This window comes from Streptomyces alboflavus (genome assembly GCF_000716675.1).
GTDB lineage: Bacteria > Actinomycetota > Actinomycetes > Streptomycetales > Streptomycetaceae > Streptomyces > Streptomyces alboflavus.
Genome location: NZ_JNXT01000007.1, coordinates 170,695 through 185,040, shown reverse-complemented (window position 1 = coordinate 185,040; position 14,346 = coordinate 170,695). Strand labels below are relative to the sequence as shown.

Annotated in this window: 12 protein-coding genes and 1 tRNA gene; 1 reads left to right on the top strand and 12 read right to left on the bottom strand. The window is 69.6% G+C overall.

Features of this window, described 5'->3' with window-relative positions; all coding sequences use genetic code 11:
- Positions 1-553: 553 nt before the first annotated feature.
- Positions 554-2,023 carry a hypothetical protein gene (locus OO63_RS08405; protein WP_234311114.1) on the bottom strand — a complete coding sequence of 490 codons (1,470 nt, stop codon included), beginning with the start codon at positions 2,021-2,023 and terminating at the stop codon, positions 554-556.
- A gap of 213 nt (positions 2,024-2,236) precedes the next feature.
- A complete protein-coding gene (locus OO63_RS46290; RefSeq protein WP_003999697.1) occupies positions 2,237-2,365 on the bottom strand; it encodes a DLW-39 family protein in 129 nt (42 codons plus the stop codon).
- 337 nt (positions 2,366-2,702) lie between these two features.
- Between OO63_RS46290 and OO63_RS08400 the strand changes: the two genes are divergently transcribed.
- Entirely contained in the window at positions 2,703-3,035 is a 333-nt protein-coding gene (locus OO63_RS08400) for a DUF6344 domain-containing protein (RefSeq protein ID WP_030357751.1), read from the top strand.
- Between the two features lie 129 nt (positions 3,036-3,164).
- On the opposite strand, the gene OO63_RS08395 is transcribed toward OO63_RS08400, so the two are convergent.
- From OO63_RS08395 to dnaN, 10 genes are all read right to left on the bottom strand, one after another.
- On the bottom strand, positions 3,165-3,473 hold the full coding sequence (locus OO63_RS08395; RefSeq protein ID WP_030357752.1) for a transcriptional regulator: 309 nt from the start codon (positions 3,471-3,473) through the stop codon (positions 3,165-3,167).
- A gap of 2 nt (positions 3,474-3,475) precedes the next feature.
- Positions 3,476-3,889 (bottom strand): hypothetical protein, encoded by a 414-nt coding sequence (locus OO63_RS08390; RefSeq protein ID WP_234311115.1) that lies wholly within the window; start codon positions 3,887-3,889, stop codon positions 3,476-3,478.
- 146 nt (positions 3,890-4,035) lie between these two features.
- Positions 4,036-4,109: transfer RNA gene (locus tag OO63_RS08385), tRNA-Ile, on the bottom strand.
- A gap of 185 nt (positions 4,110-4,294) precedes the next feature.
- Positions 4,295-5,068 carry a DUF3566 domain-containing protein gene (locus OO63_RS08380; RefSeq protein ID WP_030357754.1) on the bottom strand — a complete coding sequence of 258 codons (774 nt, stop codon included), beginning with the start codon at positions 5,066-5,068 and terminating at the stop codon, positions 4,295-4,297.
- Positions 5,069-5,087: 19 nt separating this feature from the next.
- The gene (gyrA, locus tag OO63_RS08375) at positions 5,088-7,676 is read right to left on the bottom strand and encodes a DNA gyrase subunit A (protein WP_030357755.1); all 2,589 of its coding nucleotides are present in this window, start codon (positions 7,674-7,676) and stop codon (positions 5,088-5,090) included.
- A gap of 73 nt (positions 7,677-7,749) precedes the next feature.
- The gene (gene gyrB, locus OO63_RS08370) at positions 7,750-9,861 is read right to left on the bottom strand and encodes a DNA topoisomerase (ATP-hydrolyzing) subunit B (protein ID WP_030357756.1); all 2,112 of its coding nucleotides are present in this window, start codon (positions 9,859-9,861) and stop codon (positions 7,750-7,752) included.
- A 285-nt stretch (positions 9,862-10,146) separates the two neighbouring features.
- A complete protein-coding gene (locus tag OO63_RS08365) occupies positions 10,147-10,731 on the bottom strand; it encodes a DciA family protein (protein ID WP_030357757.1) in 585 nt (194 codons plus the stop codon).
- Entirely contained in the window at positions 10,728-11,852 is a 1,125-nt protein-coding gene (gene recF / locus OO63_RS08360; RefSeq protein WP_030357758.1) for a DNA replication/repair protein RecF, read from the bottom strand. The genes OO63_RS08365 and recF overlap by 4 nt, the downstream gene beginning before the upstream one ends.
- Before the next feature lie 94 nt (positions 11,853-11,946).
- Positions 11,947-12,831 carry a phosphogluconate dehydrogenase (NAD(+)-dependent, decarboxylating) gene (gene gnd, locus OO63_RS08355; RefSeq protein ID WP_030357759.1) on the bottom strand — a complete coding sequence of 295 codons (885 nt, stop codon included), beginning with the start codon at positions 12,829-12,831 and terminating at the stop codon, positions 11,947-11,949.
- A gap of 132 nt (positions 12,832-12,963) precedes the next feature.
- Complete coding sequence (dnaN, locus tag OO63_RS08350; RefSeq protein WP_030357760.1) at positions 12,964-14,094, bottom strand: DNA polymerase III subunit beta; 1,131 nt, start codon at positions 14,092-14,094, stop codon at positions 12,964-12,966.
- Positions 14,095-14,346 lie beyond the last annotated feature (252 nt).

Genomic DNA, 14,346 nt, shown 5'->3' with positions numbered 1-14,346 from the left:
CCGCCCTCCCCGCCCCCCAGCCCGTCCCCCTCATCCGCAGCCACCCCGGAGCCCGTTCACGCCTCGGCCGCGTCCCTCGCCGCGCACCGCGCTTTCGCTCCTACTTCTCCATACACCGCTCAGCCCCAACAGGTTCCATCCCCCAGCACACCAATTCCGGCACCGCTCGCGGAACTTCAGCCAAGGGGCCGCGCCCAGCGCCGCCACGCCGCGGCCGCCGCACGCGCACCGCGCCCCGGTCCGCCCGTGAAGGTGGCCCTGCCGATGCTGCTGGCCGCGCTGGCGTGCTTCGCCGTGGGTTTCTGGGCCCTCACCCGCATCTGACGGACCGTAGAAAGACCGCGCGACCAGACGGAACGAATTGCCGGGACGGCCAGGAGCGCCAGGAGCGACCGAGCAGGACACAGATCCATCAGGACACAGGTCAGCCGGGCGCAGATCAGCCGGACGCCCCATCAAGCCGGACACAGGTCCCCAGCCGATACCGGATCAAACCGGTCCCGGACCAAACCGATCCCAGACCAAACCGATCCCAGACCAAGCCGATCCCGGATCAAGCCGAGATCCGCCCGAGCCGCCGCCGCGACACGGCCCGCCACACCCCCAGAACGGCGAGCAGCACGGTCCCCGTGCCGATCCCCGCCGCCGCGAGCGCCTTCATGGCCATATCGCCCTCGGAAGCGGCCGCAGAGCCGTCGGGGCCGGGCTCGCGCCGGGCGGAGCCACCCCCTCCGGCGCCGTTCCGCGCCGCGGCCTCGTCGCGCTCCGTGACGCCGAAGCCGTCCGCGGGGCGCGGCGCCCCGGCGTACGCGGGCGCCGGCCGCCGCTCACCGGCGACACCCACGCGCAGGGTCAGCCCCGTCTCATCCGCACCGAACCGCTTGCCGACGTCCGGGTGCAGGTGGACCGCGAGGTAGTACCAGCCGGCGAACCGCATCCCGGAGGTCCGGTCGAAGGGCGCGTAACGATTCTCGTAGGAGACCGGCGGCAGCGGGGACAGGGCCATGGACTTCTGGCGGCCGTCGTACGGGACGTCGGAGTCCGCGACGGGCCCGCGCACCGGGTTGAACAGCTCCATGATCAGCGCGGACGTCACGAAGTCGCCGCTCCGGGTGCCGCTGCCGAGTTCCAGGGTGACGGAGAGGCGCTGTCCCCAGTCGACGGGCACCCGGTAGAACCGCGTCTGCCCGGCCCGGACGCGGTCGCCCCACACGCCCTTGCCCAGCGCCCTGGCCGTACCGAAGCTGCTGCCGCCCGCGCGAGGCATCGGTGCCCCGGCGGGAGGCTGCTGCTGCGGGGTGGAGTCCGTGTCCTGCGGCGGGGCGGTCGAGCCCGCCTTGGCCAGGGCAGGCTCGGAGGCGACGTACAGCTCCAGATCCCAGTCCTCCGTAGCGGACGGTTTCTCCGGGGTGGACGACACCGGGGACCTGGAGTCGGTGGTCCGCTCGACCACTACGTAGTACGTCCCGGCGGTCTGGCACTTCTTCTGGTCCGCCGCGACCTGCCGCTTCGCCGAGGCGGTGAGCGGCCGCGGGCTCTGCGAGGAGCCGATCCGCGCGGACCCCAGGTCGCAGGTGAAGCCACCGGCGTCCTGCAGGGACACCTTGATGCCGTCGGCGAAGACGACCCGGCCGCGCGGGCCGGGCAGGGCGGTCACGGAGACGTACGCGCTGTCCTTGGCGCCGAGTTCGAGCCGGTAGTAGAGCTCGCCGCCGGCGGAACCGGAATCCCCGGGAGGCCCGATGGCACTCCGATAGGTCGCCCCCGGCAGCAGCATCCGGCTCCCGGCCGTACTGGTCGTGCCGTCGACGTCCTTCACGTCACGGTCGAAGGCGTACGGACCGGGGCTCTCCTCGACGGGGGCGTGCCCGGGCCGAGCGAGGGCCACACCGCTCCCGGTCCCGCCGCCCGGCAGCGCCACCACACACAGCACGGCGCCCAGGACCGCACCGACCGCAGACCGACCGCCCCGGCCTCGCCTCATCACGCCGCTCGGCACCTCGCCCTCCACCGATTTGCTCAAGCAAGGAATGAAATTGCGCAAGTGAACCAAAGGGGTGACGCCGTCATGGTCACGCCGGGGGCAACCGGCCCGCCCCGGACCTCACGGCCTCCGTACACGCGGGGGACGGCCCTCGCCACCCGGCAGAACAAGCGGGACAAAAGGATCCCGGGACAGCACAGGGCCCCGACCGCTCAAGCGACCGGGGCCCTGTGACGAGACTGCTGTCGATACTCACGAACCCGTGGGCACGGAGTCAGTCGCCTCCGTCCACAGATCCTGCTCGGCGCGATCCGCCTGGATCTGGCGGTACACGAGGAGCCCGCCGATGGCGGCCAGTGCGACCAGGAGAAGCTTCTTCACCGCGCGACCTCGTCTTTCCTTGACGTAGGGGACTTCTGGCGCCCGACTATACACACCGCCCGATACCGATCGGTGACCTGGATCCCGCCCCGCTTCCGGCCCCAACTCCCGGCCTGATCACCGCAGTAGAAGCGGATCGCCCCGCTCCACCCGCTCACCGGCCACTGTGATTTTCGCCGCCCTTGCCCCGTTTCCTGGCCTCCTAGGGCCGCTTGCGCCCATCCGGGTGGTGTTCATCAGAACATCGACGCGGCGCGGGCGTCGGTCCCGCACTTCCGACCCGGCATACACATCATGAGGAAAGTACGCAAATCGCCCAACCTGAATGTGAGGGGCCATGACCGCCACCAAGGCCATGAAGCTGTGGACCGCACTCGTCACCGCGGTGCTCGCGCTGTTCGCCACGCTGGGACTCACCTCGACCGCCACGGCGGCCGCCCCGGCACACCCGGCCACGACCACGTGCGAAAGCACGGTGAGCCCGACGCCCGCCTTCGCGGCCCTCTGGCAGGCGGCATACGAACGCTCCTTGCCCCCCACGATGAAGCAACGCATCCGCGCCGAGGCCCACGGCTCCACACCGAGCTGCCGCCACCTGCCGACGACGGACACAGAGGACCAGAACGACCCCCAGACCCCGCCGGGGGCCCACCTCGCCGCGGAACCGTAGCCACAACGGCTTCCAGCCGCGGCACCCCGTACAGCGAAGAAGACCCCCAGCCCGCACCGGCTGGGGGTCTTCTCGTTGTCGCACGGCACCGAGCCGCACGGCACAAGCTCCTTACGCGGCACCAGGCCCCTAGGGAACTTCCCCCTGAACGACCTGCCGCAGATGCACGAGGTACTCCTCGAACCGCTCACGCCCCGGCTCCGAGAGCCGCACCTGAGTCACTGGCCGCCGCCGCTCACGCAGCTTCGCGATCTCGACCAGCTCTTCCTTCTCCAGAAGGGCGAGCTGCCTCGACAACTCGGCGGCGGACAGGTCCAGTGCTTCCCGCAGATCGGCGAAACTGACCTGCTGCACGTGCCGCAGGGAGCCGAGAATCGCCAAGCGGACCGGTGAGTGCATCACCGTCAGGAGGCGCGTGCGCGGATGCTCTCCGGCCATGCTCAGCGCCTCCACCGGAGCACGAGGTAGAAGAGCAGACCGGCGGTCGGCAGGGCCGCTGCCACCAGGGACGCGCCGAGCGGTGCCGGATCATCCCAGAGGATCTTGGATCCCGGGGCGCCGAGCATCATCGTGGCGAACACGATCGCCGCGTTCTCGGCCTTCGTGTGGGGCCTGCGCCGCGTGGCACCCAAGTGGAACCAGGACCAAGCGATCATCAGCAGCAGTGCCGCCGCCAGGACGAGCACCCCCACGACGGCGGGGACTCCGCTCGTACAGGCTCCGGCCAGTCCGGCGAGCAGGACGGCAACAGAGACCACACCCAGCGCCCGCTCGCGGACGGTCGCGGCCTTGTTCAGCTTGGGGGCTCCATCGATGACCCCCAGCTGGCCTGCCGCACCAAGTTCCTGTTCCACAACTGATCACACCCCAGAACGTCCAGCAGTTGCAAAAATGGCATCTAGTTTCCAAAAGCGCAACCAGAGGGGCGCGTAACCGCATGGGCAAACGAAGAGGGCGCCTCCCGCTCGGGAGACGCCCTCTTCATACTGCTCTGAAACTGTGGGGCTAACAGGATTTGAACCTGTGGCCTCATCCTTATCAGGGATGCGCTCTAACCAACTGAGCTATAGCCCCGCCGCGCTCTTCGGGGTCGCCCCGCGCGCTGACCACTGAAGATTAGCGCACGTCCGGGCCAGTCCCAAAATCGATAGTTACCGAGGGATCTTCGGAGGGCTCTGCGCACCCCCGAAGCCCCCCGCAGAGCCCTCCGAAGGTCCCTCGAAGCCCCCCGAATGTCCTCCGAAGGCCCAGGGGCCCGCCTACTCGTCCTCGGCCAGCGTCAGCTCGACCCCGCCCACGAAGCCCGCCGACAGGTTGTAGATGAACGCGCCGAGCGTCGCGAGGGCCGTCGCGAGGACGACGTCGATGACCGCGATGATCGACGTGAAGATCAGGACGCGCGGGAGCGAGAGGAAGGCCTGGAGGTCGAAGCCGTTGGACTCGTTCGACCCGGTGGCCTCGGAGATCGTGCCGCCGACCGTGGAGAAGACGCCCATCGCGTCCATGACCATCCACAGCACGGCCGCCGCGACGATCGTGCAGATGCCGAGGGCGATGGAGAGCAGGAAGCTGACCTTCATCACCGACCAGGGGTCGGCCTTGGCCACCCGCAGCCGCGCCTTGCGCGTGCGCGGGGTGGTGCGCGCCCCCGTACGCGGACGCCGCACCGCGCCCGCGGGCGCGGGCTGGTAGGCCGCAGGCGGGTGGTACGGCTGGTTGTTCTGCTGCGGCTGCCGCTCCCCGGGCAGCGCCCCGGAGGCGCCGTCCCCGGCGCGTGTGCCGGAGGCGCCGTCCCCGGCGCGCGTGCCGGCGGCCCCGCTCCCGGAAGCCCTGTCTCCGGCGTGCCCCCCAGCACGCTTGCCGGCGCCCCCGCTGTCGGTGTCCGTGCCCGTCCGGCCTCGGGTGTCCGTCACAGTCCCCCCCTGGGATCCATGAGACTCATGCGAGTCGGGTGCGTCTGTGGCGGAGCCACGGGCACCTTCCGTGCCGGTTCCACTCGTCCCGGCGGATCCGGCGCCCGTGGCTCCACTCACGATGACTTCACTCCTCGCGCTACTCGGCCGGGGACTCGGTGCCCTCGTCCGTGCCGACCACCGGCTCGCCGTCGGACGATTCGTCGACGTCGCCGTCGACTTCCTCGGCCTCGCGCCCGGCCTCGGCATTACGTGCGATGCCGACCACGGCATCGCGCTTGCCCAGGTTGATCAGTTGGACGCCCATGGTGTCACGGCCCGTCTCCCTGACCTCGTTGACTCGCGTACGAATCACACCGCCGGACAGGGTGATGGCGAGGATCTCATCGGTCTCCTCCGTCACCAGCGCGCCGACCAGCTCACCGCGGTCCTCCACGATCTTGGCGGCCTTGATGCCGAGGCCACCGCGGCCCTGGACGCGGTACTCGTCGACGGCGGTCCGCTTCGCGTACCCACCATCGGTGGCGGTGAAGACGAACGTACCGGGCCTGACCACATTCATCGAGAGCAGTTGATCGCCGTCGCGGAAGCTCATGCCCTTGACGCCGGAGGTCGCGCGGCCCATCGGGCGCAGGGCGTCGTCGGTCGCCGTGAAGCGGATCGACTGTGCCTTCTTGCTGATCAGAAGCAGATCGTCGTCGGCCGAAACCAGTTCGGCACCGATCAGTTCGTCGTCCGAACCGTCGTCCGTCTCGCGCAGATTGATGGCGATGACGCCACCGGAACGGGGCGAATCGTAATCCTTCAGAGGCGTCTTCTTGACCAGACCGGCCTTCGTGGCGAGGACCAGGTAGGGCACCGCGTCGTAGTCACGGATCGCGAGGATCTCGGCGATCTGCTCGTCCGGCTGGAAGGCGAGCAGGTTCGCCACGTGCTGGCCGCGGGCGTCGCGCCCGGCGTCGGGCAGCTCGTAGGCCTTCGCACGGTAGACGCGGCCCTTGTTGGTGAAGAACAGCAGCCAGTGGTGCGTCGTCGACACGAAGAAGTGGTCGACGATGTCGTCTTCCTTGAGCTTCGTGCCGCGCACGCCCTTGCCGCCGCGCTTCTGCGAGCGGTAGTCGTGCGTCTTGGTGCGCTTGACGTAGCCACCACGGGTGATCGTGACGACGATGTCCTCTTCGGCGATCAGGTCCTCGATGGACATGTCACCGTCGAACGGCACGAGCGCCGAGCGGCGGTCCTCGCCGAACTTCTCCACGATCGCCGCGAGTTCCTCGCTGACGATCGCCCGCTGCTTCTCGGGCGAGGCCAGGATCGCGTTGTACTCGTCGATCTTCAGCTGGAGCTCGTCGTGCTCCGCCACGATCTTCTGCCGCTCCAGGGCGGCGAGCCGGCGGAGCTGCATCTCCAGGATGGCGTTCGCCTGGATCTCGTCGATGGCCAGGAGGTCCATCAGGCCGCCGCGTGCGATCTCGACGGTGTCGCTGCGCCGGATCAGCGCGATGACCTCGTCGATGGCGTCGAGCGCCTTCAGCAGACCGCGCAGGATGTGCGCGCGCTCCTCGGCCTTGCGCAGCCGGAACTTCGTGCGCCGGACGATGACCTCGATCTGGTGGCTCACCCAGTGGCGGATGAACGCGTCCAGGGACAGCGTGCGCGGCACGCCGTCGACGAGCGCCAGCATGTTGGCGCCGAAGTTCGTCTGCAGGTCCGTGTGCTTGTAGAGGTTGTTCAGTACGACCTTGGCGACCGCGTCGCGCTTGAGCACGATGACGAGTCGCTGGCCGGTACGGGACGACGTCTCGTCGCGGACGTCGGCGATGCCGCCGACCTTGCCGTCCTTGACCAGGTCGGCGATCTTCTGCGCGAGGTTGTCCGGGTTCGTCTGGTACGGGAGTTCGGTGACCACCAGGCACTGGCGGTTCTGGATCTCCTCGACCTCGACGACCGCGCGCATCGTGATGGAGCCGCGGCCCGTGCGGTACGCCTCCTCGATGCCCTTGCGGCCGACGACGAGGGCGCCGGTCGGGAAGTCGGGGCCCTTGATGCGCTCGATGAGGGCGTCGAGCAGCTCCTCGTGGCTGGCCTCGGGGTGCTCCAGGGCCCACTGGGCGCCCGCGGCGACCTCGCGCAGGTTGTGCGGCGGGATGTTGGTGGCCATGCCGACCGCGATGCCCGCCGAGCCGTTGATCAGCAGGTTCGGGAAGCGGGACGGCAGGACGGTGGGCTCCTGGGAGCGGCCGTCGTAGTTGTCCGTGAAGTCGACGGTCTCCTCGTCGATGTCCCGGACCATCTCCATGGACAGCGGCGCCATCTTGCACTCGGTGTAGCGCATGGCGGCGGCGGGGTCGTTGCCCGGAGAGCCGAAGTTGCCGTTGGAGTCCACCAGCGGCATGCGCATCGACCACGGCTGCGCGAGGCGGACCAGCGCGTCGTAGATCGAGGAGTCGCCGTGCGGGTGGTAGTTGCCCATGACGTCGCCGACGACGCGGGCGCACTTGTAGAAGCCCTTCTCGGGCCGGTAGCCGCCGTCGTACATCGCGTACAGGACGCGGCGGTGGACGGGCTTGAGGCCGTCACGGACGTCGGGCAGCGCGCGGGACACGATGACGGACATCGCGTAGTCGAGGTACGAGCGCTGCATCTCGGTCTCGAGCCCGACGGGCTCGATCCGCAGCGTCTGGCCTTCGTCGTCCTCGGGCGTGGTGGGGTTGTTCTCGTCGGCCATGGCCGGTCAAGATCCTTTCGGTGCGGTCAGCAGTCAGTAGTCGGCAGTCGGCGACTTCGAGTGCCTGACCGGCTCAGATGTCGAGGAAGCGGACGTCCTTGGCGTTGCGCTGGATGAACGAGCGGCGTGCCTCGACGTCCTCGCCCATGAGGACCGAGAACAGGTCGTCGGCCTGCGCGGCGTCGTCGAGCGTGACCAGGCCGAGCACACGGTGCTCCTGGTCCATGGTCGTGATGCGCAGCTCCTCGGCGTTCATCTCGCCGAGACCCTTGAAGCGCTGGACGGAGTCCTCGCGGATGCGCTTGCCGTTCTGGCGGCCGAGCTCGATGAGCGCGTCGCGCTCGCGGTCCGAGTACGCGTACTGGAAGTCGTCCCGGGACCACTTGATCTTGTAGAGCGGCGGGCGGGACAGGTAGACGTGCCCGGCCTCGACGAGCGGCCGCATGAAGCGGAACAGGAACGTCAGGAGCAGGGTGTTGATGTGCTGGCCGTCGACGTCGGCGTCCGCCATCAGGATGATCTTGTGATAGCGGAGCTTCTCGATGTCGAAGTCCTCGTGGACTCCGGTGCCGAAGGCCGAGATCAGCGCCTGGATCTCCTGGTTCTGAAGGATCTTGTCGACGCGGGCCTTCTCGACGTTCAGGATCTTGCCGCGGATCGGCAGGATGGCCTGGTACTGCGGGTTCCGGCCGGACTTGGCGGAGCCACCGGCGGAGTCGCCCTCGACGATGAAGATCTCGCACTTCGTCGGGTCGTTCGACTGGCAGTCGGAGAGCTTGCCCGGCAGGGACGCGGTCTCCAGGAGGCCCTTGCGGCGCGTGAGGTCGCGCGCCTTGCGGGCGGCCACGCGCGCGGTCGCGGCCTGGATGCCCTTGCGGATGATGTCCGCGGCCTCGTTCGGGTTGCGGTCGAACCAGTCCGTCAGGTGCTCGTGCACGACCTTCTGGACGAAGGTCTTCGCCTCGGTGTTGCCGAGCTTCGTCTTGGTCTGGCCCTCGAACTGCGGCTCGCCGAGCTTCACCGAGATGATCGCGGTCAGACCCTCGCGGATGTCCTCACCCGTGAGGTTGTCGTCCTTCTCGCGGAGCAGCTTCTTGTCGCGGGCGTACCGGTTGACGAGGCCGGTCAGCGCGGCGCGGAAGCCCTCTTCGTGCGTACCGCCCTCGTGCGTGTGGATGGTGTTGGCAAAGGAGTAAACGCCTTCGCTGTACTGAGAGTTCCACTGCATCGCGATCTCGACCGAGAGCATGCGCTCCTTGTCCTCGGCCTCGACGTCGATGACGGTCGGGTGGACGACCTCGCCCTTGCGGGAGTTGAGGTACGTCACGAAGTCGACGATGCCGCCCTCGTAGTGGTACGTGACCGTGCGGGCCTCTTCGACGGTGTCGTCGCTGGCCTCGGCGGAGTCGGCGCCCGCCGTGGCCTTCGCCGACTCACGCTCGTCGGTCAGCTTGATCGTCAGGCCCTTGTTGAGGAAGGCCATCTCCTGGAAGCGCCGCGCGAGCGTCTCGAAGGAGTACTCGGTGGTCTCGAAGATGTCGCCGTCGGCCCAGAAGGTGACGGACGTGCCCGTCTCCTCGGTGGCCTCGTGCCGCTCCAGGGGGGCCGTGGGGGCACCGCCCTTGTAGTCCTGCGTCCAGCGGTAGCCGTCGGTCCTGATGTCGACCGACAGCTTCGTGGAGAGCGCGTTCACCACGGAGACACCCACGCCGTGCAGACCACCGGAGACGGCGTACCCGCCGCCGCCGAACTTGCCGCCCGCGTGCAGCACGGTGAGGACGACCTCGACGGCCGGCTTCTTCTCCACCGGGTGGATGCCCACCGGGATGCCACGGCCGTTGTCGATCACGCGCACGCCGCCGTCGGCGAGGATCGTGACGTCGATGGTGTCGGCGTGACCGGCCAGGGCCTCGTCGACGGAGTTGTCGACGACTTCCTGGACCAGGTGATGCAGACCACGCTCACCGGTCGAGCCGATGTACATGCCGGGCCGCTTGCGGACCGCGTCCAGACCCTCGAGGACGGTGATGGCGCTGGCGTCGTACGACGAGGCACCCTCTCCGGAGGTCGCGGCGGCTGCCTGCGTCTCCGGAGGGACCTCGCCGGCGGCGCCGGCGGCAGTGGACGGGATGTTCTCGTTGGGGTTGCCGGAATCGGCCACGAAGCGCCCTTTCTGGCACAGCACAAGCCAAGCTCCCGGCGCTCGCCGGAGCGGCTGCGGCGTGTTGCGTTGGTAAGCCTGGTTCAGCTCTTGCTCAGCTTCTCCCGTCGCTCCCCACGCTTGGGGCGGGATTAGCTTCCAGTCTACCGGTAGCGCCGACAGTGATGGGGGTTTGCCGGTACCTGAGTCCGCATGTGCCGCCCTGAACCGGCATCAGCCGACTCCCCATATGCGGCCCCGGGGTCCCAGAGGCTCACAGCGGCACTCAGCGCTTCGGGAGGTCAACCACCAGCTACGGTCCGGATCACGTCATCCGTAGGTGTCGCCGGGACCCGTGCTACCAGGGGCGCGCAGGGGTCCGAAGCGGTGCGCGGGGCCCTGGGGACCGAGCACCTTGATGATGCGTACGGTGCCGTGGCCCAGGTCCTCGTTGAGGCGCGCGACCAGCTGCGGAGCCAGCAGGCGCAGGTTCGTCGCCCAGGCCGTGGAGTCGCACTGCACGGTCAGGACCCGCTCGTTCTCGTCGTACCGCTGCGGCACGCAGTGCTTGGCCAGGTCGTCGCCGACGATCTGCGGCCAGCGGCCCATCACACCGCCCACGGCGGCCGGGGTCTCCCAGCCGCGCTCGGTGATCAGCCGGTTGATGGCGGAGCCCAGGGGCAGCGGGTCGCGTCCGTCCGCCCGCGCGCCGGAGCGCAGTCCGCCGCGGCGGGCCTGCTTCTTCTGCTGCGTCGCGTCCCCCCGCGCGCGTGCCTGCTCCTTGGCGGCACGCAGGGCGACGCGGGCGAGGTCCACGCCGGAGGGCTCGGGGGTCTTGGGGGTCTCCGGGGCGCCGGGCGCGTTCTCGGCCCCGCCCGTCTTCGGGGCGTCGCGTTCCGGCTCCTCACCGGTCATACGCGCTCCACCGCGCCCTCGGCCACGGAGTACCGCACGCCCGTGAGGACGCCCGGCACGTCGTCGTCCACAGCCGCCGTCACCAGGACCTGCTCGCCGGGCGCCACCAGCTCCGCGAGCCGTTCCCTGCGGCGCGCGTCCAGCTCGGCGAAGACGTCGTCGAGGACGAGCACCGGTTCGTTGCCCTCGGCCCGGAGCAGGTCGTACGAGGCGAGGCGCAGCGCGAGGGCGTACGACCAGGACTCGCCGTGGCTCGCGTAACCCTTCGCGGGAAGCTGGCCAAGTTTGAGCAGTAGTTCGTCGCGGTGCGGCCCGACCAGCGTGACGCCCCGCTCGATCTCCTGCTTGCGGGCCTCCACGAGGGCGGCGATCAGCTGCTCGTACAGCTCCTCGCGCGCGTGGCCGACGATGTCCGGCGAGGAGGGTTTGTAGTCGAGCGTCACGGGGCCGCCGCCGGGCGCGAGCTGTTCGTACGCCTTGTCGGCCAGCGGCTGGAGCGCGGAGATCAGGTCGAGGCGCTGGGCGAGCAGCTCGGCGCCCGCGCGGGCGAGGTGCTGGTCCCACACGTCGAGCGTGGACAGGTCCATGGAGCGGCCGCCGTGGCGGCGCGCCAGGGCCGCCGACTTCAGCAGGGTGTTGCGCTGCTTGAGGACGCGGTCGTAGTCGGAGCGGACGCCCGCCATGCGCGGGGAGCGCGCGGTGATCAGCTCGTCGAGGAACCGCCGCCGCTCCCCGGGGTCGCCCTTGATCAGCGCCAGGTCCTCGGGCGCGAACAGGACGGTGCGCACGATGCCGAGTACGTCGCGGGGTCTGACCTGCGAGGACCGGTTGACGCGGGCACGGTTGGCCTTGCCGGGGTTGAGCTCCAGCTCGATGAGCTGCTGGCGCTCGCCCTGCCGGACGGCGGCCCGGATGACGGCGCGGTCGGCGCCCATGCGGACCAGGGGGGCGTCCGAGGAGACCCGGTGGCTGCCGAGGGTGGCGAGGTAGCCGACGGCCTCGACGAGGTTGGTCTTGCCCTGGCCGTTCGGGCCCACGAACGCGGTGACGCCCGGGTCGAGCGGGACCTCGACCCGGGCGTACGAGCGGAAGTCGGCCAGCGACAGATGCGTGACGTGCATGGTGTGCGCCGACCTCCCCCGGCCTACTTCACTTGCTTGTCGGTTCCCCACCGGTCCGCACAGGCTGTGGACAAGGAACCGTACGGGCTGTGGATCAGTGCTCGCTCTTGGACTCGACCGCGTGGCCGCCGAACTGATTGCGCAGCGCGGCGATCATCTTCATCTGCGGGGAGTCGTCCTGGCGCGAGGCGAAGCGGGCGAACAGGGACGCGGTGATCGCGGGCAGCGGCACGGCGTTGTCGATCGCCGCCTCCACCGTCCAGCGGCCCTCTCCGGAGTCCTGCGCGAAGCCGCGCAGCTTGTCCAGGTGCTCGTCGTCGTCGAGGGCGTTGACCGCGAGGTCGAGCAGCCAGGAACGGATGACCGTGCCCTCCTGCCAGGAGCGGAAGACCTCACGGACGTCGGTGACCGAGTCCACGGCCTCCAGGAGCTCCCAGCCCTCGGCATAGGCCTGCATCATCGCGTACTCGATGCCGTTGTGGACCATCTTCGCGAAGTGGCCCGCGCCGACCTTGCCCGCGTGCACCGAGCCGAAGTCGCCCTCCGGCTTGAGCGCGTCGAAGATCGGCTGCACCTTGGCGACATTCTCCTTGTCGCCGCCATACATCAGCGCGTAGCCGTTCTTGAGGCCCCAGACGCCGCCGGAGACGCCGCAGTCGACGAAGCCGATGCCCTTGGCCGCCAGCTCCTCGGCGTGCTTCTCGTCGTCCGTCCAGCGCGAGTTGCCGCCGTCGACGACGACGTCGCCGGGCTGCAGGAGCTCGCCGAGCTCGTCGATGGTGGACTGCGTCGCGGCCCCGGCCGGGACCATCACCCACACGACGCGCGGGCCTTCGAGCCTGCCCACAAGCTCTTCGAGGCTGTGGACATCCGCGAGGTCCGGGTTGCGGTCGAATCCGATGACGGTGTGGCCTGCGCGGCGGATGCGCTCGCGCATGTTGCCGCCCATCTTGCCGAGACCGACGAGACCGAGCTCCATCAGTGCGTTCCTAACTAGCGATGTGGCGTGGAGGCACGTCGCCGCCGCTCGTCGTCGAGCGGCATACGTACCCGCGGCACTTTCGTACCCGCGTCCGAGCCTACGCCCGGACGCGGCCACACACCTGTGGGCTCAGCCGCTCAGACGTACGGGCATGATCAGGTACTTGTACGCGTCGTCGGCCTCGGCGTCGAGGGCGGGCTTGCCGCTCAGGAGCGCGGGCTTCGTGGACGTCGTGAACGACAGCTGGGCGACCGGGGAGTCGATCGCGCTCAGGCCGTCGAGCAGGAACGTCGGGTTGAACGCGATCGAGATGTCGTCGCCGTCGAGCTGGGCGTCGACCCTTTCCACAGCCTGTGCGTCGTCGCTGGAGCCGGCCTCCAGGATGAGCACGCCCTGCTCGAAGCTGAGGCGCACCGGGGTGTTGCGCTCGGCGACGAGGGCCACGCGCTTGACGGCCTCCACGAAGGGGGGCGTCTCGATCACGGCGACCGAGTTGAACTCCGTCGGGAACAGCGTGCGGTACTTCGGCAGGTCGCCCTCGAGCAGGCGCGTGGTCGTGCGGCGGCCCGCGCCCTCGAAGCCGATCAGGCCCTCGCCCGCGCCGGAGCCGGAGAGCGCCAGGGTGACCGTGTCGCCGCTCGTGAGGGCCTTGGCGGTGTCCTGGAGCGTCTTGGCGGGCACCAGGGCGACCGCGGACGCCTCCGGGTCCTCCGGCTTCCACAGGAACTCGCGGACCGCGAAGCGGTAGCGGTCGGTGGACGCCAGGGTGACCTTGTCGCCCTCGATCTCGATGCGCACACCCGTGAGCACCGGGAGGGTGTCGTCGCGGCCTGCGGCGATCGCCACCTGGTTCGCGGCGGCGGCGAAGACCTCACCGGGGACCGTGCCGGTCGCTGTGGGCATCTGCGGCAGCGCCGGGTACTCCTCCACAGGGAGGGTGTGGAGTGTGAAGCGCGAGGAGCCGCAGACCACCGTCGCCCGTACACCGTCTGTGGAGATCTCCACCGGGCGGTTGGGCAGGGCGCGGCAGATGTCGGCGAGCAGGCGGCCGGAGACGAGGACCGTGCCCTCCTCGTCGACCTCGGCGTCCACGGAGACACGGGCCGAGACCTCGTAGTCGAAGCTGGACAGGGAGAGGGCGCCCTCCTCGGCCTTCAGCAGCAGGCCCGCGAGGACGGGCGCTGGCGGCCGAGCCGGGAGGCTGCGTGCCGCCCACGCCACCGCCTCCGCGAGTACGTCGCGTTCCACCCGGATCTTCACTTAGCCGCCCTCCTGCTGTTGCTGGCACTGGGGACCAGTCTGACGCACCGCACTGACAGCTGGTGCCCGTCGGGGTCAAGTCGTGCCGAGAGGTCGCCGAGGGCCGAGCCGCGAGTTGTGCACAGCCCCAACTTCGAAACGGATTCCCAGGTGACTCTAGGGGGCAGTAGTAGTAGGGCCTGTGGAAACCGTGGATAACCGTGAATGCGCAGGTCAGCGCCCGTTTTTTGTCCACGGGCCCTGTGGGCGGCA